The sequence below is a fragment of the Amycolatopsis bartoniae genome, assembly GCF_014191255.1.
GTDB classification, from domain to species: Bacteria; Actinomycetota; Actinomycetes; order Mycobacteriales; family Pseudonocardiaceae; genus Amycolatopsis_E; species Amycolatopsis_E bartoniae.
In genome coordinates, this window is record NZ_JACHWH010000002.1 from 732,265 (window position 1) to 753,345 (window position 21,081).

General features: G+C 71.4%; 16 protein-coding genes. 10 read left to right on the top strand and 6 right to left on the bottom strand.

Annotated features, from left to right (window positions below):
• Positions 1–44: 44 nt before the first annotated feature.
• Positions 45–1,412: a CHASE3 domain-containing protein gene (locus FHX82_RS15395; RefSeq protein ID WP_145937199.1), complete on the bottom strand. Its 1,368-nt coding sequence runs from the start codon at positions 1,410–1,412 to the stop codon at positions 45–47.
• 161 nt (positions 1,413–1,573) lie between these two features.
• Between FHX82_RS15395 and FHX82_RS15400 the strand changes: the two genes are divergently transcribed.
• The 3 genes from FHX82_RS15400 to FHX82_RS37700 are packed head-to-tail and all read left to right on the top strand — an operon-like array spanning position 1,574 to position 3,949.
• Positions 1,574–2,464 carry a helix-turn-helix domain-containing protein gene (locus tag FHX82_RS15400; RefSeq protein WP_183176642.1) on the top strand — a complete coding sequence of 297 codons (891 nt, stop codon included), beginning with the start codon at positions 1,574–1,576 and terminating at the stop codon, positions 2,462–2,464.
• 3 nt (positions 2,465–2,467) lie between these two features.
• On the top strand, positions 2,468–3,283 hold the full coding sequence (locus tag FHX82_RS15405; RefSeq protein WP_145937201.1) for an SAM-dependent methyltransferase: 816 nt from the start codon (positions 2,468–2,470) through the stop codon (positions 3,281–3,283).
• Positions 3,284–3,292: 9 nt separating this feature from the next.
• The gene (locus tag FHX82_RS37700) at positions 3,293–3,949 is read left to right on the top strand and encodes a helix-turn-helix transcriptional regulator (protein WP_145937202.1); all 657 of its coding nucleotides are present in this window, start codon (positions 3,293–3,295) and stop codon (positions 3,947–3,949) included.
• On the opposite strand, the gene FHX82_RS15415 is transcribed toward FHX82_RS37700, so the two are convergent.
• Positions 3,919–4,803 (bottom strand): LysR family transcriptional regulator, encoded by an 885-nt coding sequence (locus FHX82_RS15415; RefSeq protein ID WP_145937203.1) that lies wholly within the window; start codon positions 4,801–4,803, stop codon positions 3,919–3,921. The genes FHX82_RS37700 and FHX82_RS15415 overlap by 31 nt on opposite strands.
• Before the next feature lie 82 nt (positions 4,804–4,885).
• Between FHX82_RS15415 and gabT the strand changes: the two genes are divergently transcribed.
• Positions 4,886–6,193, top strand: a complete 1,308-nt coding sequence (gene gabT / locus FHX82_RS15420; protein ID WP_145937229.1) for a 4-aminobutyrate--2-oxoglutarate transaminase — start codon at positions 4,886–4,888, stop codon at positions 6,191–6,193.
• On the top strand, positions 6,190–7,557 hold the full coding sequence (locus tag FHX82_RS15425) for an NAD-dependent succinate-semialdehyde dehydrogenase (RefSeq protein ID WP_145937204.1): 1,368 nt from the start codon (positions 6,190–6,192) through the stop codon (positions 7,555–7,557). The genes gabT and FHX82_RS15425 overlap by 4 nt, the downstream gene beginning before the upstream one ends.
• Before the next feature lie 57 nt (positions 7,558–7,614).
• Here FHX82_RS15425 and FHX82_RS15430 read toward each other — a convergent pair whose 3' ends face one another.
• Complete coding sequence (locus FHX82_RS15430) at positions 7,615–7,986, bottom strand: winged helix-turn-helix transcriptional regulator (protein WP_229880924.1); 372 nt, start codon at positions 7,984–7,986, stop codon at positions 7,615–7,617.
• A gap of 325 nt (positions 7,987–8,311) precedes the next feature.
• On the opposite strand from FHX82_RS15430, the gene FHX82_RS15435 reads away from it, so the two are divergent.
• From FHX82_RS15435 to FHX82_RS36990, 5 genes are all read left to right on the top strand, one after another.
• The gene (locus FHX82_RS15435) at positions 8,312–10,399 is read left to right on the top strand and encodes a tetratricopeptide repeat protein (RefSeq protein WP_183176643.1); all 2,088 of its coding nucleotides are present in this window, start codon (positions 8,312–8,314) and stop codon (positions 10,397–10,399) included.
• Between the two features lie 74 nt (positions 10,400–10,473).
• Positions 10,474–11,730, top strand: coding sequence for a polysaccharide biosynthesis protein (locus tag FHX82_RS15440; RefSeq protein WP_145937207.1), 1,257 nt, complete (start codon positions 10,474–10,476; stop codon positions 11,728–11,730).
• Positions 11,731–11,745: 15 nt separating this feature from the next.
• Complete coding sequence (locus tag FHX82_RS15445; RefSeq protein ID WP_145937208.1) at positions 11,746–12,504, top strand: glycosyltransferase family 2 protein; 759 nt, start codon at positions 11,746–11,748, stop codon at positions 12,502–12,504.
• The gene (locus FHX82_RS15450; RefSeq protein ID WP_145937209.1) at positions 12,501–12,863 is read left to right on the top strand and encodes a DUF2304 domain-containing protein; all 363 of its coding nucleotides are present in this window, start codon (positions 12,501–12,503) and stop codon (positions 12,861–12,863) included. Before FHX82_RS15445 ends, FHX82_RS15450 begins: the two co-directional genes overlap by 4 nt.
• Positions 12,850–14,358 (top strand): glycosyltransferase, encoded by a 1,509-nt coding sequence (locus FHX82_RS36990; RefSeq protein WP_229880927.1) that lies wholly within the window; start codon positions 12,850–12,852, stop codon positions 14,356–14,358. Before FHX82_RS15450 ends, FHX82_RS36990 begins: the two co-directional genes overlap by 14 nt.
• On the opposite strand, the gene FHX82_RS15465 is transcribed toward FHX82_RS36990, so the two are convergent.
• From FHX82_RS15465 to FHX82_RS15475, 3 genes are all read right to left on the bottom strand, one after another.
• Positions 14,345–16,267 (bottom strand): DUF6541 family protein, encoded by a 1,923-nt coding sequence (locus FHX82_RS15465; protein ID WP_145937210.1) that lies wholly within the window; start codon positions 16,265–16,267, stop codon positions 14,345–14,347. The two genes, FHX82_RS36990 and FHX82_RS15465, sit on opposite strands and share 14 nt — an antisense overlap.
• 69 nt (positions 16,268–16,336) lie before the next feature.
• Positions 16,337–19,420 carry a S53 family peptidase gene (locus tag FHX82_RS15470; RefSeq protein ID WP_145937211.1) on the bottom strand — a complete coding sequence of 1,028 codons (3,084 nt, stop codon included), beginning with the start codon at positions 19,418–19,420 and terminating at the stop codon, positions 16,337–16,339.
• A 319-nt stretch (positions 19,421–19,739) separates the two neighbouring features.
• Entirely contained in the window at positions 19,740–20,879 is a 1,140-nt protein-coding gene (locus tag FHX82_RS15475; RefSeq protein ID WP_145937212.1) for a glycosyltransferase, read from the bottom strand.
• Positions 20,880–21,081: the final 202 nt, after the last annotated feature.

Here is a 21,081-nt window from a genome sequence, read left to right on the forward strand (position 1 = left end):
TCCTCCACGCACTTCGGGGGGCGGGCCTTGTCGTGTGCGGGGTCCTACACCGGCACCTCCCAGTCGATGACGACCCGGTCGCCCTCGTGGTGGACGCGTCCGCCGCTACCGCGCGCCCGCTCCTCCAGCGCCCGCAACGCCTCCGGCTCCCCCGGCTCGGGTCCGGTGATCCACAGGCGCACGCAACCTTCCGTCCGCGCCAGCTCGATCCCCACCGGCCCGGCGCTCCCGGGCCCCAGCAGCGCGCCCGTCGCCTCTTCCAGCACCCCGAGCACCTCGGCGACCAACTCGTCGGGCAGCTCGTGGTCCAGGTCCCCGGTCAGCACGAGCTCCGGCACCACCCCGACCTCGGCCTCCAGCTCGCTGACCAGCGTCTGCACCGCGAGCCCCAGTGACTGCCGCGCCGGGGCGGGCAGGTGCCCGTACAGCGCCGAGCGCAGCTGGTTGACGGCCTGGTCGAGGTCGGCGATGGCGCGCCGGAACACCGGTTGCGCCGCCGGATACCGGGCGATCGCCGACTGGAGGGTCAGGCCGATCCCGAACAGGTTCTTGATCACCGTGTCGCCCAGCTCGCGCGCGATCCGGTCGGTCTCCTCCAGCCGCACGACCTGGTCCGCCGCCTCCGAGGCCCGGCCCACCTCCCCGATGATGCGCACCCGCATGCTCTCCACCGCGCGCCCCACCTCGGCGACCTCCTGCGGCCCGTCCGCGTCGACCCGCCGTTCGAGGTCGCCGTCGGCGACCCACCGCACCTGGGTGAGCAGCCGCCGCAGCGGCGCGTCCAGCGAGCGGCGCAGCAGCAGCACGGTGACGAGCCCGATCAGGAGCGCGAACACGGCACAGCCGATGGTCACCGAGTTCGCCGTCCGCTGGGCGCTCGTGCTCTGCTGCAGCCCGGCGGCGGTCAGCTCGTCGATGTGGGCCTGCAGGTCCGCCAGCCGCGCCCGCACTACGTCGAACGCCTGCTTGCCCTGCAACGCGTTCGGCATCGACGTCCCGGAGCGGACGGCGGCGATGCTCGGCGTGATCGACGCGTCGAGCCAGTCGCCGCGCGCGGCGTCGACCGCGAGCAGCAGGCGCAGGGACGGCGCGTCGAACGCGAGTAGTTGCCGCAGGTTCGCCTCGCGCCGGGACACGTCGGCCTGCCCGGACTCGAACGGCGCGAGGAACTGGTCGTCGCCGGTGAGCAGGAAACCCCGCACCCCGGTCTCCATGTCGACGTAGTCCTTGCTCAACGCGGCCGCCGCCTGCTGCGCGGGGCGCAGCGTGCCGCGGACGTGGTTGCCGACGGAGGTGTCGTAGAGCCGGGACGCGGTGGTGGCGGCAGCGGTGACGAGGAGGAGGAACAGAAGACCACCGACGAGTGCGTACACCCGCCAGCGCAGTGTCTGCGGCCAGGCCCGGGTGAGCACGGTTGATGGTACCGCCTGAATGGCGGCCGGCGGTTCAATGCCGCGGCGGTGGCCGAATCCGCATCGGGGGCGAGTTCGGCCAACTCGAATGGCCGATGGATTGGCACGGTGACAACTGCCTACAATTCGATTCCCCGCCGCCCCTGATCGAAAGAACCCGCGTGACAGTTCCCGCCGTGGCCCGGACCCCGACCGGGCGCCGGTTCCAGCTCGCCGCGCTGCTGCGGCACCTGCGTGAGCAGTGCGGGCTCACGCAGGAGGAGGTCGGCGCGATGATCTGGCCGGGAACGAGCGCGCGCAGCGTGCAGAACAAGATCACGCGGCTGGAGAACGGCGACGGCGGCATCAGCGAAAACGATCTACTGCAACTGCTCAAGGCCTACGGCGCCACCGCCGACGTCACGCTCGACCTGGCGTTGCACCTGAACAACGGCACCTCGCAGCGCGGCCGGTGGCGCGGCGCGCGGGCGGTGCACCCGGAGTACTTCCGGCAGTACATCGACCTCGAGGAAGACGCCGATCTCATTCGGATGGTCGCCATCGAGCGGATTCCGCCGTTATTGCAGAGCGAATCGTACGTGCGCGCCGACCGGCCCACGCCGGAATCGGTGACCGCCATTCTGGACCGGCAGCGAGTGCTGTCCCGTCCGGAACCGCCGGAAGTCTACGCGTTGCTCAGCGAATCCTGTGTGCGCAGAATCCGCGGGAATTCCGCGGTGATGGCCGAGCAGCTGGACCGGTTGCTAACGCTGTCGCAGCAGCCGAACATCACGCTGCAGCTCCTGCCGTTCGCGCCCCGGCCCGGGCTCGCGGTGGACATGGCGCTGGAACGGTTCGCGCTGCTGCGCCTGCCCGCGCCCGGCGTGATCGGGAAGTTCCGGCAGCACCTGGACTTCGCGTACACGACGATGGGCGGGCGGCTCGTGCCCGACGACAACGTCCAGCCGTACGAACGGTTGTGGCTCATGGCGACGCGCGCGGCACTGAGCCCCGAAGCGACCCGGCGGTTCCTTCGCGACGTGCGTGGCGAACTCCGCGAGAGCAAGGAGTGAGCGATGTCCGAACCGGCCGAGCCCACGGTCGCCGCGGCGGCCCGGGTGTACGACTACATGCTGGGCGGCACCCACAACTACGCCGTGGACCGGGCGGCCGCCGCGCAGACCGCGCGGTCGTTCCCGCTCGCCGCCGTCGGAGCCCGCTACAACCGGGAGTTCCTCGGCCGGGTGGTGCGCTTCCTGACCGGGGCGGGCATCCGGCAGTTCCTCGACCTCGGCTCCGGCATCCCGACGGCGGGCAACGTGCACGAGATCGCGCAGGCGGAGGATCCGGCCGCGCGCGTGGTGTACGTCGACTACGAGCGCGAAGCCGTGGAGCTCGGGCAGCGCATCCTCGGTGGCAACCCGAACGCGACGGCCATCCGGGCGGACCTGCGGGAGCCCGAGGACGTGCTGTCGCGCGCCGGGCTGCTGGACTTCGGCGAGCCGGTGGCCGTGCTGATGATCTCGGTGCTGCACTTCATCACCGACGACGAGCAGGCGCGCGACGTCGTTCGGAAGTACGTGGGGCGGCTCGTGCCCGGCAGCTACTTGGCGCTCAGCCACCTCACGTGGGCCGGTGGCCGCGCGGGCACGCTGCAGCGGGAGACGAGCCACGTCTACAACAACACCGTCGCGGAGAGCCTCGCGATCCGCGACGTCGAGCAGGTGGCGTCGTTCTTCACCGGGCTCGAACTGGTCGAGCCCGGGCTCGTACCCCTGCCGGACTGGCGCCCCGACGACCCGGACTACGTGCCGGACGAGGACGACGTGCCGCGCCAGGTGGGCGTTGGCGGGGTGGGCCGGACGCGCCTGGACGTTTCGTCCGATCTCTAGACTGACCGGGTGGGAACGGCGGACGCGATCCTCGACGCGCTCAAGGAGCTGGTGCCCGGGCTGGCCGCGACGTTCGGCCGCTCGTGCGAGGTGGTGCTGCACGACTACCGGCTCGGCGACCGGTCGGTGGTCGCCGTCGCGGGCGAGGTGACCGGGCGGCACGTGGGCGGTGCGACGAGCGAGATCGGCCTGCGGATGCTGGCGCGGGGCGACGGCGCGGAGCCGGAGCTCAACTACGTCACGCGGACGGAGTCGGGCCGCATCGTGAAGTCGTCGACGCTGCCGCTGAAGGACGACGAGGGACACGTGTTCGGCGCGCTGTGCGTGAACCTGGACGTGACGGCGCTGCGCCAGGTCGGCGATCTGCTGTCCGACCTGGCCGGGCTCGCCCCGGCGGCCGTGCCGGCCACGACGTTCACCGACGACTTCGACGAGGTGGTCGACTCGGTGGTGCGCGCGGAGGAGCTGGCCCTGGCGAAGCCGGTGGACAGCCTGAGCCGGCGGGAACGGCTCCGGCTGCTCAAGGCGCTGGACGAGCGCGGCGTGTTCGCCGTCCGCGGCGCGGCGCCCCGCATCGCCTCGCGGCTGGGCATCTCGCGCGCGTCGCTGTACACCGACCTCGCGGAGTGCCGCCGTCAGTCCTCCGGCAGCACGTCCGCCCCGTAGCGCTCCGACGCGAACGTCCGCAGCCGCTGTGCGAGGTCCGCCAGCGCGGCGGCCGCGTGGTGGCCCCGGTCCCACGCCGCGAACAACGACAGCCGCAGCGGGCCGTCTCGGCCGTTGATGCGCAAGGGGTGCAACCCGAACCGCGGGTCGTCCGACACCACCGCCACGCCCCGGCCCGCCGCCGCAAGCGCTTGCGCCACTTGGGCATTGCCGCATTCGACGAGTTCGGGCGTCGCGAGACCGGCGGCGGTGAGCGCCTCCTGCAGGATCTGCCGCGGCCGGAACGACGGGTCCAGCACGACGAGCCGTTCCCCCGCCAGCTCCGCCAGGCCGACGCCGGACCGGCCCGCCCAGCGGTGCCCGGACGGCACGTAGGCGAACAACGGCATCCGCGCGAGCGGCAGGCCGCCCCACGACCGGTGCGGCGGCTGGGTCACGATCGCCAGGTCGGCGCCGCGCCGCAGGGCCGTCGTGCCACTGGTCCCGACCACCGTGGGCAGCGGGTCGGCGGGGCCGAAGGTCGCCAGGAACGGGGCGATCAGGTCGGTGAGCGTGGTGGTCGGCGCGCCGATCGTCAGGCGCACCAGGCGTCCGGCGGCGAACGACTCCGCGGCGGACAACGCGTCGTCCGCCCGCCGCAGGACGTCCCGCGCCACAGGCAGGAACTGCGTGCCCGCCGCCGTGAGCGCGAGCCGGTTGCCGTGCCGTTCGAACAGCTCCAGCCGCAGCTCGCGCTCCAGCTGCCGGACCTGCCGCGACAGCGCCGGCTGGGTCACGTGCACGGCCTGCGCCGCGGCACTCACCGAACCGTGTTCGGCGACCGCGACGAAGTACCGGAGGGTCCGTAGCTCCACGGCTTCCAGTATGCCTCACAGGCATAACGAGATGAGAAAACAAGCAGTGGACGGCATGGCCACGAGCTTCGAGGATGGCGGCATGACGCTCACCACGGGGCTGCCGCAGGCCCGCCACCTCGCCACCGAGATCCCCGGCCCACGCTCGCGGGAACTGTTGTCCCGCAAGGAAAGTGCCGTCGCCCGCGGGGTGGGCATGACGATGCCGGTGTTCGCGGTGCGCGCGGGCGGCGGAGTCGTCGAGGACGTGGACGGCAACGTGCTGATCGACCTCGGCTCCGGCATCGCCGTGACGACCGTCGGCGTGAGCGCGCCACGTGTGGTGACGGCGGTGCGCGAGCAGGCCGAGGCGTTCACGCACACGTGCTTCATGGTCACGCCGTACGAGGGTTACGTCGCGGTGGCCGAGCAGCTGAACCGCCTGACGCCCGGCACGCACGAGAAGCGGTCGGTGCTGTTCAACTCCGGCGCGGAGGCCGTCGAGAACGCGGTCAAGATCGCCCGTGCCTACACGGGCAGGCAGGCGGTCGTCGCGTTCGACCACGCCTACCACGGCCGCACCAACCTCACGATGGCGCTCACCGCGAAGAACATGCCGTACAAGCAGGGTTTCGGCCCGTTCGCGCCCGAGATCCACCGCGCCCCGCTGTCGTACCCGTTCCGCGACGGGCTCGACGGCCCGGCCGCCGCCCGGCGCGCGCTCGACACGATCGACAAGCAGGTCGGCAAGCCGGCCGCGGTGGTGATCGAACCCATCCAGGGCGAAGGCGGTTTCATCGTGCCCGCGCCCGGATTCCTGCCCGCCATCGCGCAGTGGTGCCGGGACAACGACGTCGTGTTCGTCGCCGACGAGGTCCAGACCGGTTTCGCCCGCACCGGCGCGCTGTTCGCCAGCGAGCACGAGGGGATCGTGCCGGACCTGCTCGTCAGCGCGAAGGGCATCGCCGGCGGGCTGCCGCTGTCGGCCGTGACCGGGCGCGCGGAGATCATGGACGCCGCGCACGCGGGCGGTCTCGGCGGTACTTACGGCGGCAACCCGATCGCGTGCGCCGCCGCGCTGGCGACCATCGAGACGATCGAGGCCGAGCACCTCGTCGAGCGCGCCCGCGAGATCGAACGGCTGATGAAGGACCGGCTGTCCCGGCTCCGCGACGACCGGATCGGCGACATCCGGGGCCGCGGCGCGATGATCGCCGTGGAGCTGGTGCGCCCCGGCACCACCGAGCCCGATCCGGAACTGGCCCGCGCGGTGGCCGCCGCCGCGCACGCCCGCGGCGTGATCGTGCTCACCTGCGGCACCTACGGCAACGTGCTGCGATTCCTGCCCCCACTGTCCATTTCGGACGCGTTGCTCGACGATGCGCTCGACGTACTTTCGGAGTGTCTGTGAAGTTCATTGTTGACAATCCAGCAACCGGACAACCCATCGCGACAGTTGTCGACAATGGTCCCGCCGAAGCGACCGCCGCGGTCGACGCCGCCTCAGCCGCCGCGCGTGGCTGGGCCCGCACACCCGCCCGCACGCGGTCGGAGGTGCTGCACCGGACTTTCGAGCTGATGCTGCGCGACCGCGAGGAACTGGCCGCGCTCATCGTGTCGGAGAACGGCAAGTCGCTCGCCGACGCGCGCGGCGAGGTGACCTACGCGGCGGAGTTCTTCCGTTGGTACGGCGAGGAAGCCGTGCGCACCGACGGCAGCTACGGCCCCTCCCCCGCGGGTGGCACGCGCACGCTGGTGACACGCAAGCCGGTGGGCGTCGCCGCGCTCGTCACGCCGTGGAACTTCCCGGCCGCGATGGCCACCCGCAAGATCGGCCCGGCGTTGGCGGCGGGCTGCACCGTGGTGCTCAAGCCGGCGGCCGAGACGCCGTTGACCGCGCTCGCGATCGCACGCCTGCTCACCGAGGCCGGGCTGCCCGACGGCGTGGTGAACGTCGTGACCACCACGGACGCCGCGGCGGTCGTGACGACGTGGCTCGAAGACCCGCGCGTCCGCAAGATCTCCTTCACCGGCTCGACGCGCGTGGGGCAGTTGTTGTTGCGCCAGGCCGCCGACCGGGTGGTGAACGCCTCGATGGAACTGGGCGGCAACGCGCCTTTCGTGGTGACCGCCGACGCCGATCTGGACGCGGCGGTCGAGGGCGCGATGATCGCGAAGTTCCGCAACGGCGGCCAGGCGTGCACGGCGGCGAACCGGTTCTACGTGCACGCCGACGTCGCCGAGGAGTTCACGGCGCGCCTGGCCCGCCGCGTCGAGGCGCTGGAGCCCGGCGAGCTGGGCCCGTTGATCAGTGCGAAGGCCGTGGAAGGCGTGACGAAGCTGGTCGAGTCCGCGCTCGCGGCCGGGGCGCGCGTGGTCGCCCGCGCGGAGATTCCCGGTGACGGCAAGGGTTACTTCTTCCCGCCGACCGTGCTGGCCGACGTGCCCGCGGACGCGGAGATCGTGCGGCAGGAGATCTTCGGCCCGGTGGCGCCGATCGTGGTGTGGCGTGCGGAGGAGGAGATGCTGGAGCTGGTGAACGCCTCCGAGCTGGGCCTTGCGGCCTACGTCTACGCCGGGGAGCTGCAGCACGCGCTCCGGCTGGGCGAGGCGATCGACGCGGGCATGGTCGGCATCAACCGCGGGCTGGTGTCGGACCCGGCGGCCCCGTTCGGCGGGATGAAGCAGAGCGGCCTCGGCCGCGAAGGCGCCCGCGAGGGCCTGCACGAGTTCACCGAGATCCAGTACCTGAGCGTCGACTGGCCGGAGGTCTGAGCGGGCGGTTCGCGGTGTTCACCGGGCCCGGCTGAGGAGGTCGCGGCCGACATCGCCTCAGGCGTCGCGCGCGTCGTAGTCGGCGCGGGAACGCTCGATGCCGACGTGGTTCTGCTCCGCCCACCCGGCCAGCTCCCGCGCGACAGCGAGGAAGCTCAGCCCGCGGGGCGTGAGCGCGTACTCCACGCGGGGCGGCACGGTGGGGTGCAGGGTGCGGGTCACGAGCCCGTCCCGTTCGAGGGCACGCAGCGTGGTGCTGAGCATGCGCTGGTTGATGGGCAGGCAGGCGCGGCGCAGCTCGTTGAACCGCCGCGTCCGCCCCGCGAGCGCACAGACGACGATCACGGCCCACTTGTCGCCGACCCGGTCGAGCACACTGCGGACGAGCGCGAGCCCCTCCTCGGGGCGGCGCGTTTCGAGGTCGCTCACGTTCCCTCCGGCGGTCAACCGTTGCACAAGTGTTGCAACGTTTTCCGAGGATACGTCGGCGCCCGCGGCCCCGCAGAGCGACATGAGTTGACTCCCGCCCCGGCGCAGGGGGACGCTCGGCCTCCCCATTCCGAAGCCCGAGCTGGGAGGCGCCCACTCGACTGCCGCACCCTGCAGCGGTAAACCGCGATCTATGGTTTCATTGAGTGAGATTCCCCTACCGGACAGGCCCAGCAACGGCGGCCGGACGAGTGTCGGCCTGGTCACGAACAGTGAGAGGCGCAGGCCCGCAGCGGCGGCGCCGGAGACCATTCCAGGGACAGCCATGTGGGTTCAGCGCCTCGTCACCGGTTTCCTGCGCCTTCTCGGCCGCGAGCGGGAGCAGCGGCGTACCTCCGGTTCGACGGACTTCGAGTTGCAGGAGGGCTGGCCCGTCCGCCTCCCCGAAGCCCAGGGTCCGCTGATCGGGCGTGGCGAACCCCTGCGGGTGCTCGACGAGCTCCTCACCCGCTCCGGGATCGTGGTGCTCGAAGGCGAGGCCGGGATCGGCAAGACGCACCTGATGCTGTGGTGGGCGAACCGGGTGTGCGGGCAGTTCCCCGACGGCTGCCTCTTCGCCGACCTCAACGGGGTGGTCTCGGAAAGCCAGACCGAGGCGGTGCTGACCGGGTTCCTGGAGGAGCTCGGCGTCTCCCCCAGCGCGGCCGAGCGGCCGGAGGAGCTTCCCGCGTTGTTCCGCTCGGTCACCGCCGGCAAGCGGCTCCTCGTCGTGCTGGACAACGCCGCACTGGCCGCCCAGGTCGCCGCCCTGCTGCCCGCGGGCGAGTTCGCCGTGGTGGTGACGAGCCGCAAGCCTCTCGCGGACCTCGCCCGCACCCGGGGCGCGACCAGGATCCCGCTGAGCAAGCTCGGCATCCCGGAGTCGAAGGACGTGCTGCGGCAGATCGGCGGGGCGGCGCGCGTCGACGACGACCCGGTGGCCACCGCCGCGGTGATCGAACGGTGCCACCGCCTGCCGCTGGCCCTGTGCCTGGCGGCCGAGCAGCTGGCCGCCCGGCCCGAGCTGAGCATGGCGGAGCTCGCCGAAGAGCTCGAACGCGAGGAGCGGGTCACGACGATGGTCGTGTCGCTCGACACGGGAATCACCTTTCCCACCGTGCTGGACGCGACCTACCGCAAGCTGCCTCCGGCCGTCGCCAGGACCTACCGGCTGCTGGGCGCGCAGCCGTGCCCGGCCCTGCACCTGTCCGCGATCGCCGCGCTCACCGGACAGGACCTGGCCGCCGCACGGGACGCCGTGGCCGTCCTGCGGCGCTTCAAGCTGGTCGGACGCACCCGGGACGGCCGGATCGCGTTGCAGAACATGCTCCGGGACTTCGCCGCGGGCCGGGCCGGTGCCGAAGAAACCGAGGAAGGGCTGCGCAGGCTGTTGCGCTGGTACGTCGCGACCGCGTGGCACGCGGGAAACGCGGTGGCACCCGGGTGGGCGGGCCCCGCGTTGACCGCGGGAGCGGACGACATCGACCCGCTGGTGTTCTCCAAGCAGGAGTACCAGAAAGCGCTTACCTGGTTCCACACCGAGCGCGAGGCCGTGCTCGCATTGGTCAAGACCATTGGGCACCGGGAAAGCACGGCCTGGAAGGCGCCCGTTCTGTACCTGCCCCACCTGTTCCTGTCGAGGCCGTGGAGCGACTGCCTGGAGTTCGCGCGGCTGGGGGTCAGGATCGCCCGTGCCGCCGGGGATGACCTCGGCCTCGCCCGCTGCCTGCACTCGCTGGGCTGGGTCCTGCACGAGCTGCGCCAGGACGACGAGGCGCTGCTCTGCCTGCGGGAAGCCATGGACCTGCACCGCCGCCTGAAGGACGACCGTGGCAAGGCGTGGACGGCTTACGCGCTCGGCGAAAGCCTCACGGCGACCGGTCACCTGGTGGACGCGCTGCGGTACTTCGAGCTGGCACTGGCGCACTTCCGGGCGCCGGAGTGGTTGTTCGGCAAGGCGATCGTGCTGGCGAGCATGGCGTTCGCGCTGGACGAGCAGGACGCGCAGCGTGCGTTCGCCGCCGCGGAGGAAGCGCTGTCGATCTCCAACCGGGTGGGCATCTGCCCGCTGCAGAGCCGCTCGCAGCACCAGCTGGGCCTGCTCCACCACCTGCACGGCGACCCGCTGCTGGCCATCGAGCACTTCAGCCAGGCGGTCCGCCTGTGGCGTAGAACGGGCGAACGCTGGGGCGAGGCCAACACGCTGCTGAGCCTCGCGGAGACCTACATCGCGGTGGACAGGATCGACGAGGCGTCGGAAGCACTGACCGCGTCACTGGAGCTCTTCCGGGCCCTGCACGACCCCCGCGCACTCGTCGCCCAGGCGACGCTGACGAAGCTGGAGGCCCGCGCCAAGCCGGACCAGCCTTCCTGAGGTCACCGGCCTCGGTCTCGTCGCCCGAGACCCGACGCGGGAAGCACGCCGTCGCCCCGGCTACGGTTTCTTCCGTGACGGCAACCGCTCGGGTGCACCGGCGTCTTGGGCCCGCCGCCCTGATGGGCGCTGGGCTCGCGGTCGTCGGTGTGGCCGGGTACGCCTTTCTCGCCCTCTCGGGGCACACGCTCGGCACCGGGGACGCCGCCGCGGTGGCGTCGCTCTACCTGCTCGTCAACATCATCGGGCCCGGGGTCTTCACCGCGCTGGAGCAGGAGACCAGCCGGGCCGTCAGTGCCGGGCTCGCGGTGGGCGCGAGCGTCGCTCCGGTGCGGCGGCGGGCGCTGCTCGCCGGCGCCGGGCTGCTCGCCGTGGTCGTGCTGGTGTTGCTCGCGGCTTCGCCGGTGCTCGTGGCCAAGGCGTTCGGCGGGCGGTGGGCGCTGTTCGGCGCGCTGGTACTCGGGTCCGCGACCGCCGCCGCCGTCTACCTCGTGCGCGGGCTGCTCGGCGGGCGCCGCCGCTTCGGCGGGTACGCCGCCACGCTCGCGGTCGAAGGCTTCGCCCGGTTGCTCCCCTGCGTCGTGCTGGCACTGGCCGGTACTCCCGGCGCCGGGGCCTTCGGCCTGCTGTTCGCCGCCGGGTCCGCGTTCGGGGTCCTCGCCGGACTGCCCGCGCTGCGCGGAAATCCCGCCGACGGCGACCCCGTCCCCGCGCCTGCCATGGTGCGGCCGATCGCCGTCCTCGTCGGCTCGACCGTGCTGTCCCAGCTGGTCGCCAACCTCGCACCGGTCGTCGTGTCGGGCAGGCTGACCACCGACACCGCGACGGCCGCCGCGTTCGCGTCGGCGTTCGTGCTCGTCCGGGTCCCGCTGCTGATGTTCGCCCCGGTGCAGGCGATGCTCCTGCCCACCCTCACCTCCGCCGCCACCCGCGGGGACCTCGGCACCGTGCGGCGCGCCCTGCGGCTGATCCTCACCGCCGTGGCGGTCGTCGGGCTGCTCGGCACGCTGCTGTCGTTCGTGCTCGGGCCGTGGGCGGTGCGGGTCCTCTTCGGCGCGCACGTGACGTTGCCGTCGAGCGTGCTGGGCGTGCTGGGGCTCGGCACCTGCGTGCTGCTGGTCGCCCAGGTGCTGCAGCCCGCGCTGGTGGCGCTGGGACTGCACCGCGCGGCGACGCTGTCGTGGCTGCTCGGTTCCGCCGTGCTGACCGGACTGCTCTTCCTGCCGGGCGATCCGCTCGACGCCGCCGTGCTCGCCCAGATCGCCGGATCGGTCCTCGTCGTCGGCGGGATGGTCTGGGCACTCGCGGGCGCATTGCGCAAATCGAAGTGACCTAGACTTCCCCGCGTGGGAAGACAACCGCCGGGTGAGCGGGTCCTGATCATCGTCCCCGCCTGGAACGAAGAGCGTTGCGTGGGCGGGACGGTTCGCGAGATCAGGACGGCGTTGCCCGGCACCGACGTGCTGGTCGTCGACGACGGGTCGACCGACCGCACTGTCGAGACCGCGCGCGAAGCGGGCGCGAAAGTCCTCGAACTGCCCTACAACCTCGGCGTCGGCGGGGCGATGCGCGCCGGGTTCCGGTACGCGCTGCGCCACGGCTACGACACCGCGGTGCAGGTGGACGCCGACGGGCAGCACGATCCGCGTGAGGTGCCGCGGCTGCTGGCCGGGCTCACCGACGCCGATGTGGTGATCGGCGCGCGTTTCCACGGCGAGGACGACGAGTACCGCGTCCGCGGGCCGCGGAGGTGGGCGATGGTCGTGCTCGCGAAGGTGTTGTCGCGGCTGGCGAAGACCCCGCTGACCGACACCACGTCCGGTTTCAAGGCCACCGGTCCCCGTGCGTTGCCGATTTTCGCGCAGCACTACCCGGTCGAGTACCTCGGTGACACCATCGAGTCACTGGTGATCGCGCTGCGCGCCGGCTGCCGGGTCGCGCAGGTGCCCGCCCGCATGCGGCCGCGCAGTGACGGCCGGCCGAGTCACCGCCCGCTCAAGGCGAGCGTCTACCTGTTCCGCGCGGGGTTCGCGCTGCTGCTGGCGCTCGTCCGCCGCTGGGACGTCGTCGCGGACCGGGCCACGCTTTCCCCGGAGGCGCGATGAGTTCCTACGTCGTCGGCCTGGTCGGCAGCCTGCTCGTCCTGGCCGGGATCTTCGAGCTGCTGCGGCGGCGCCAGCTCAGCGAGAAGTACGCCGTGCTGTGGCTGGTCGTCGGGGTGGTCGTGCTGGTGCTGACGATCTTCCCCGGCCTGCTGACCGCGCTGGCCAGGGCCACCGGTGTCGTGCTGCCGGTGAACCTGCTGTTCTTCGTGGCGATCATCTTCCTGGTCTGCGTGACGCTGCACCTGTCGTGGGAGCTGTCGCGGGTGGAGAACGAAACCCGCAAGCTGGCCGAGGACCTGGCGATCCTGCGGCTGGAACTGGACGAGCACCGGAGGCAGCAGCGGCATGACCACGGTTGACATCCTGATGCCGTACTACGGCGACGACGAGCTGATGCGCACCGCGGTGCGCAGCGTGCTCGCGCAGGACGATCCGCGCTGGCGGCTCACGGTCGTCGACGACGGGACCGTGCCGGGCGTGCCGGAGTGGTTCGCGGGCCTCGGCGACGAGCGGGTGCGCTACCTGCGCAACGAACGCAACCTCGGCGTGACGGGCAACTTCAACAAGTGCCTCGGGCTGGCCGAGCACGAGCTGACCGTGCTGATGGGCTCGGACGACCGGATGCTCCCGAACTACGTGGGCACGGTCATCGCCGCGCACGAAGCGGTGCCGCAGGCCGCGATCATCCAGCCCGGCGTGCGCCTCATCGACGGCGAAGGGCGCCCCACCCGGACGCTCGTCGACGAAGCGAAACGCCGGATCTACGCACCGAAGGTCCGCGGCCGGCTGGTGCTGCGGGGCGAACCGCTCGCGCTGAGCCTCGTGCGCGGGGACTGGCTGTACTTCCCGTCGCTGTGCTGGCGCACGGACAGCCTGCGGTCGGTGCGGTTCCGCGAGGACCTGCGGGTGATCCAGGACCTGGCGCTGCTGCTGGAACTGGTGCAGCGCGGGGAAAGCCTGCTCGTCGACGACACGGTGTGCTTCGAGTACCGCAGGCACGCGGAAAGCGAGTCCTCGGCCACCGCGCAGGCGGGCTCCCGGTTCGCCGAGGCCGAGAACTTCTTCCTGGAGACCGCGGAAAGCCTGCGCGAGCACGGCTGGACCCGTGCTGCCCGCGCGGCACGGCTGCACCTGTCCTCCCGGCTCTTCGCACTGACCGTGTTGCCGGGCGCCCTCCGCGGGCCCGACCGCGCCGGAGTGGCAACGTTGGCCCGGCACGCTTTCGGCCGTCGTGCCGGTACAGTCCCCGGAATGACCGCCCCGAGATCCACCGACGGTGCCGACTACACCGATCGGCTCGTCCGGCTGGAACAGCCGCTGTGGAAGCGTTTGCTCGACGTCCAGGCCCCGTACCGGCGCAACGTCCGGCGGCTGTTCGGCACGCGCGAGGTCCTCGACGTCGGCTGCGGGCTCGGCCGCAACCTCGCCCACCTCGCGCCGCGGGGTGTCGGGGTCGACCACAACGAGCACTCCGTCGAGGTGTGCCGTCAGCGCGGGCTTACCGCTTTCACCACCGAAGAGTTCGGCGAGACCGAATACGCGACGCCGGGGCGCTTCGGCGGGCTGCTCGCCGCGCACCTGATCGAGCACCTGCCGCGTGCCGACGCGGTCAAGGTCCTGGCCGGCTACGTCGACTACCTGGCGCCGGGCGCGAGGGTCGTGTTCATCTGCCCGCAGGAGCGCGGTTACGCCACCGACAGCACGCACGTGGAGTTCACCGACTTCGACGGGCTGGCGGACGTGGCGCGGCAGCTGGGCCTGACGGTCGAGGAGCGCAGGTCGTTCCCGTTCCCCCGGTTCGCCGGAAAGTTCTTTCCCTACAACGAGTTCGTGCTCGTCGCTAGCAAGCCGTGAGCCGGTAGAGCTTCAACGGCCCGTCGGAGTCGACGAGCTGGAAACCCGGTCGCGCGCCGGGGTCGGCGAGGCCCGGATACTCCTTCGGGCCCGGCGAGTCGGGCCAGAAGTACTCCTCGCCGATGAGGAGGTAGCGGACGTCCAGCCGGTCCGCGGCCGCGCACACCGCCGGGTCCGTGGCGGCGTCGATCAGGTGCTGCGCCACGGAGGTCCGGTCCGGGGTCTCGGGCACCCCGAACTGCGGCACCAGCACCTGGCGGTCGGCCAGTGCCCACAACAGGATGCTGCCGTCCCACGGGTTTCCGGCGACGCGGGCGTCCGCGGGGATCTCGTTCTTGATGCGCGCGAAGAAGGCGCGCTCCCGGTCGTCGACCAGGCGGCTGCCGGGTTTGGCGGCGGCCTCGGTGTAGTGCCCGGCGAGGACGGTGGTGTGGCTGTGCACGTACAGCCCGCCGGTCACCGCGAGGAGGACCACGCCCAGCACCGACGCGACGAGCACGGGTGCCGCCTTCGGCACGCCGCGGCGGATCGCGTGCGTGAGCAACAGGATCGCGGCGACCGCGAGCGGCACGGCGGTGATCGGCACCATCGCCGCGAGCCGGTGCGAGTCGTTGTACCAGTAGCCGGTGAACTTCTGCGTCGCCGCCGTGTTCACCCCGGCGCTCAGGACGTAGAGCACGCACGACAGCAGCTGCCCGCCCACCAGCCACCGCAGTCCGGAGCGCCACAGGCAGTAGCCGAACCCCACCAGCACCAACGCGGACAGCACCCAGAGCGAGTCGTACGTGTTGGTGGCGTTGCGCAGCAGCTCGCTGACCGCGTGCCGGGGCGTGGTGAACGGCGGCCACGGCATCGTGCGGACGGTCGCCAGTGCCGGCGTGGTCGCCGCCCACCACCAGCCCAGCAGGAACACCGCGACGGCGACCGCGATCTCGGCCAGTCCCCGGCCCGGACGCCGTAGCGCGCGACGGATCAACGCGGTACCGACCGGGAAGATCGACAAAGCGATGAGGCTGAACAGGACGTTGGGGTGCGCGAGCGCCAGTCCGACCACGACCACCGGCAGGAGCAGCCACGCCCGGCCGCGGCCGAGGGCGTCCTCCTTCGCCAGCCCGCACACCGAAAGCACGACGCCCAGCGACGCCGGGGCCAGCGCCATGCCGAGCAGGTTCGGCCACAGGACACCGAAGCTGAGCAGCCCCCACGGGTAGGCGTTGAAGCCGAGGCTGACCACGCCGGTGACGGCCAACGCCGCTCGCGAGGGACCGAAGATCTGACGGACGAGGAAAACGCACGACAGCGGCCAGGCGAGCAGCGCGACCGCGGCGGCGAACAGGTTGGTGGCGACGGGAATGCTGCCGCCGGTGGTGGACACGACGAGCGACACCAGGTCGTGCCACGCGCCCGGGTAGAAGGCGTCCGGCGCGCCGGGCGCGCCGAGGTTGGTCAGCGTGAGGGAGGACGCGTTGTGCGAGTCGAGGATGTACGCGACGGCGTTGTAGTGGAACACCGCGTCGAAGGTCTCCGACAGCGAGTCCGGTTCGCCGAAGCCGCGGGCCAGCGCCACCGCCCCGAGAACCGCGGCGGGCACCAGCCCGAGCACGGCCGCGGTCGTGGCCGACCGGCGGTCCGGCTGCCGCGGCGGAAAGCGGCGCCGCACGAGGAACGCCACGACACCGGTCACCACCGCGACCACGAGGCACACGACGGCGACCAGGAGCGGGGACCACGCGACGCCGAGCTTGCCCGCCACCACGGCGAGCGCCGCCGCCTCCGCGACCGTCACGATCGGGGCCGTCGCCCAGGCCGCCAGGCCCCGCAGGCCCGCGAGGTAGGTCACGAGCAGTCCGGGTACCAGCAGCCATCCGACGCACACGAGCCCGACGGGCACCGATCCGAACCAGCTCACCGCTGTTCCTACCCCCTGCGCACACCTGCTCTGGCCCCCCGTCGCGGGGGGCCAGAGCAGGCTACGTGATCAGTTCGACGCGTAGTAACCGAACAGGTCCGCGATGACCTGGACGGTGCCGAACCGGTTGTAGAAGTCGATCGCCGAACCGTTGACAGGCGTGACCACCGCGTTCGGAATGGTCTGCCCGGCAGTGAAGTTCAGGTTCGACGACGCCGGCCGCGCCACCCCGGACGGGTACACGGTGAGGAACCCGCCGTCGGTGGGCTCGGTCACCGTCACGTTCAGCATGAGCGCCTTGGCCGTCGCCAGCGGGCCGTAGTTGCCCGCACCGGCCGAGTCCTGCAGCGGAAGCGCCAGCACTCCGCCCGGGCCGACCGGAACCTGCTGGCCCGCGGCCACGCCCTGGCCGCTGCGGGTGTCGAGCAGCCGCTGCGGAGTGGACGTGTGGAACAGGTACCCGCTGCCGTCGTTGGTGAAGTAGCCGAACAGGTCGGCGATGACGTGGACGGTGCCGAAGCGGTTGTAGATGTCCACAGTCCCGTTCGGTCCCACCGGGACGGTCACGAGGTTCGGAATCGTCTGTCCCGCCGAGAAGTTCAGGTTCGACGACGCCGGCCTCGACGAGCCGTCCGGCCACAGCGTCAGGAACCCACCGTCGGTGGGCTCCGTCGCCGTCACGTTCAGCACCACCGCGGTGACCCCGGACGCCGGCACCCCGCTGCGGCCCGTCACCGGCAGTTGCAGGGTCGCCCCCGCACCCAGCGGTGCCGTGCCCGGCACGCCGGTGGCCGACCGGGTGTCGAGCACCCGCGTCGGCGTCAGCGGGTTGAACCGGCTGCTGGCACCGGTCGAGTAGTAGCCGAAGATGTCGGCGATGACGTGGACGGTGCCGAAGCGGTTGTAGATGTCCACAGTCCCGTTCGGTCCCACCGGGACGGTCACGAGGTTCGGAATCGTCTGTCCCGCGGAGAAGTTCAGGTTCGACGACGCCGGCCGCGGCGAACCGTCCGGCCACAGCGTCAGGAACCCACCGTCGGTGGGCTCCGTCGCCGTCACGTTCAGTACGACCGCGGTCGCACCGCCCGGCACGCCGTTCGCGTTGGTCACCGGCAGCTTCAGCGTGGCTCCCGCACCCAGCGGCGCAGTGCCCGGCTGCCCGATCGACGACCGGGTGTCCAGGATGCGAGCCGGCGTGACCGCGGAGAACGCGCTGCCCACCGAAGCGGGCTTCGCCGCGCAGAGCGTCTCGACGAGCGCGGGCGCCTTCGGGGTGCCGAGGCCGGTCGCCAGGTCGTACCCGGTGGTCGCCGGGTACAGCGAGCCCGTGTAGCCGGAGCCGTCGAGCTTGTTGTTGCCCACCGTGATGTCGGTCAGCAGGGTGCCGTGCTGGTACAGCGTCGGGTTCACGAAGCCGACGGCCCCGTTCGCCGCGCAGGACTGGCTGGCGTCGGTGAGCGCGAGGATCGCCGCCCACAGCGGTGCGGCGCCACTGGTCCCGCCGACGGTCGTCCAGTACTGCACGAAGTTGGCCTGCCCCGGCGTCCCGTCGTGACCGTTGGCGATCAGGTACCCGGTGTCGCCGTCGGCGAGTGCCGAGACGTCCGGCACCTGGCGGCAGGTCGAGCCGCTGGCCGCGCCGCACAGGTTGCTGTAGCCGCTGCCCTGGACCGTGCTCTGGTAGTTCGCGGCGCCGGACAGCACCTGGTAGCGCGAGACACCGCCGCCGCTGGCACCCGGGTAGGTGCCGGGGGTGTTCCAGGTGCTCTGCGAAGCGGTGGAAGCACCGCTGGGCAGCGTCATCCGCGTACCGCCCACGCCGAGCACGTTCGGCTGCGACGCCGGATCGTCCGTGACGAGGTTGCTGACATCCGGGCTGGACGGGTTCTGGTAGCAGCCGGTGGAACCGGAGTCACCGGAAGCGGCGACGACGGTCTGCCCCTGCGCCGCGGCCATGGCGAACACGTTGGCCTCGGCGCTGCGCATCCCCGGGTCCCACGCCTGCATGTCGGTTTCGCAGATGCCCCACGAGGTCGAGATGACCTGGACGGCGTCGTCGGTGACCATCTGCCGGTAGGTGGCGAGGTAGTCGGTGCTGGAGGCGTTGTCGGGGCCCTGGTACACCTTGATGGCCGCACCGGGCGCGATGCCGGCGACCACCTCGATGTCGAGCGCCGACTCCAGGCCGACCCCGGTGGTGTAGGTCGGCGGCAGGGTCGGGCCGCCCGCGACCTTCACGGTCGACACGGCGTTGCGCAGACCGAAGCAGTCGTTGAAGGCCTTGATGTCCTGCGGGTCGTAGTTCTCCAGTTCGAGCAGGCCGACGGTGACCCCGGCACCGGTGTTGCCGTACTGGTTGAGCAGCGCGCCGGTGCCGTAGGCGTAGTTGGCCGCCAGCGTCGCGGGCTCCCAGTAGTTCTGGGTGTCCTGCAGGCCGCTGTTGGCGGCCAGCTGCTTGACGTCGGCGCAGAAGGTCGGAGTGGCGACGTTCGAGTGCACGGGCGAGCCCGCACCTTCGGGCACGGCGACGGTCTTGCCCGTCGTGGTGTGGTGCGGAACGGGCTTGACGAGGTTGTTCAGCCCCACGATGCCGGTGACCTCGGCGGCCGCGTTGGCGGGCAGCTCCGGCGAGTCCGTGTTCGTGTACGTCGTGCGGCCGTCGGACATCCGGTAGCCCGCGAAGCCGACGTGCAGGGCGCGAGCGGCTTCGCCGACCGTCGTCCGCACGGGGATCGAGAGTCCGTCCGCGCTGACCGAGCCAGGCTGGAGGCCCTGGGCCTTCAGCGCGGCCGTCACGGTGTCGACGGTGGCCTTCGTCGGCCCGAACGCCGAGGCGAACTGGCCCTTGGCCAGGTACTGCTTGTACTGCGGCGAGCCGGGCGTCGACACCGCGGTCACGAAGGCCTGCAGTGCGGCCGGGTCGCGCGGCGAGAGCTCGACGGTCAGCTCGACCGGCTGGTTCGCGTCGGGATCCGCCAGGCGGACGGCGTTGTTCGGCACCTGCGGGGCCGCTCCCACGGGCCGCAGCTCCTGCGTGCCCGCCGCGACGGCGGCGGGCGACTGCGCGATCGAGACGCCGACCGCGATGGCCGCCGCGAGCGTCAGCCCGCGGCGCAGGTGTCTGGATGGTGCACTGGCGACAGAGTTCGCCACTCATTCCTCCTCGAAGGGTGCAACGAAGTCACACAACCCCCGAGCGGGCACGACAAGAACAGCACACCTTGTCCCCCAGAAGTGTGACGGGCAGAGGAAAGCTAACAGGTGCGGGGAAGGCTGTCTGCCCCTTTTGTATAACGGTTTTCCGTTGTGGGGCGGAGAAAGAGCAGTGGTCATCGGAAGATCGCGAACGGCGTCTCATCCGTTACAGCTTCGGCGGAGACGCCGGCGCTACCGGCGAGTACCACGCGGGCGCCCGGAGGGGATGCTCCGCAAGCCCTGGCGCGGAGATCATCAGCGCCAGGGCTGCACGCGGTCAGCCCAGAATTTCAGCTATCGACTCGACGACCTCGGCCGCCGTGGGCATGCCGGCGATTTGCGCGGCAACCTTCGCCGCCCGGTCTCGGAATGCCGAATCGGTCAACAGCTCCGTGACGGCCTGCCGGATGCGAGATTCGACCGCGGCCTCTTCCGGCAGCAGGCGCAGCCCGGCACCAGACACGACGACCCGGTCGGCCACGGCGAACTGATCGGCAGCATAGGGAAGTACCACCAGCGGGATTCCCAGGGAGAGGGCGCCCAACGTCGTTCCCGCACCGCCGTGACAAACGACGACGTCGCAATCGGACAGCAGTTCCGCCATCGGACGGAACGGCTCGAACTGGACACGCTCGCGGTCGACGTCGAACTCCTCGGGGGTCGCGGCAGGACCAAGCGTCACGCGCAGGTCGGCGTCGAGTGCGGCGACTTCGTTGATCAACGGGTTGAGCACCTTGGGGCTACCGAAGAGCGTGCCGAAGGTGATCAACACTCGCGGCCGCTCACCATCGACGGGTGAAGACGACTTCGGTTCCGGACCGTTCGGCGCACGATGACTCTCCGGCCGCAGCGGCAACCAGTGCTCGGGCCTCTGCCAGTGGTCGACCTGCATGACCGGCGGGCAGATGTCCGCGACGAAGACAGGCTTACGCAAGCCGAGGCCTCGCTCCGCGCGCAGGTCGACTTTGGACTGCAGCGCGACGGTCTGGTCCGGCCTGAATTCCGGACCGAGGGTGACGGTACCGAACGGCACGTCGAGCCTGGCCGCGAGCAGCGGGCCAAGGTAGTCGTAGCTGTCGCCGACGATGAGGTCTGGGCGCCATTCCCGGACCAAGGGGAGCGCGTCGTCGAAGGACAGATCGGGACGGACTCCGACGAACAGTTCCGCCTCGGTGTCGGTGTCCGGCGTACCGCCGGCCACGGGGTCAATGCCGGTACGGCGGATGACCTCGCCGAGCAGCTCGGGAATCTCCGCGCCGGCAGAAAGCACCTCGGCGTCCTCACTGGCGACCATCTGGCCGAGTGACGGCGGCCCAACGAACGCCACGTCGTCGCCGTGGCCGCGAAAGGCACGAACCAAGGGCAGCAAGGGATACAGGTGGCCGAACGCGGGCATGGGCGAGAACAGGATACGCATGGAAGAACTCCTCCGTTGGATTTGGTGTTACCTGGAGTTGCAACGGAAAGACGCGGAAAATGCGGTCCGAAAGCCGAAAACGCAGTGCGGTACGCACTCAAGTGCGGCGAGCTACAGAAATGTCTCCCCAGACGCAGACAGTTTCGGCGCCCAGGTCGGCGGCCCACGGGATGAACGACGTCCCGGCGACGGTCACTCCCGC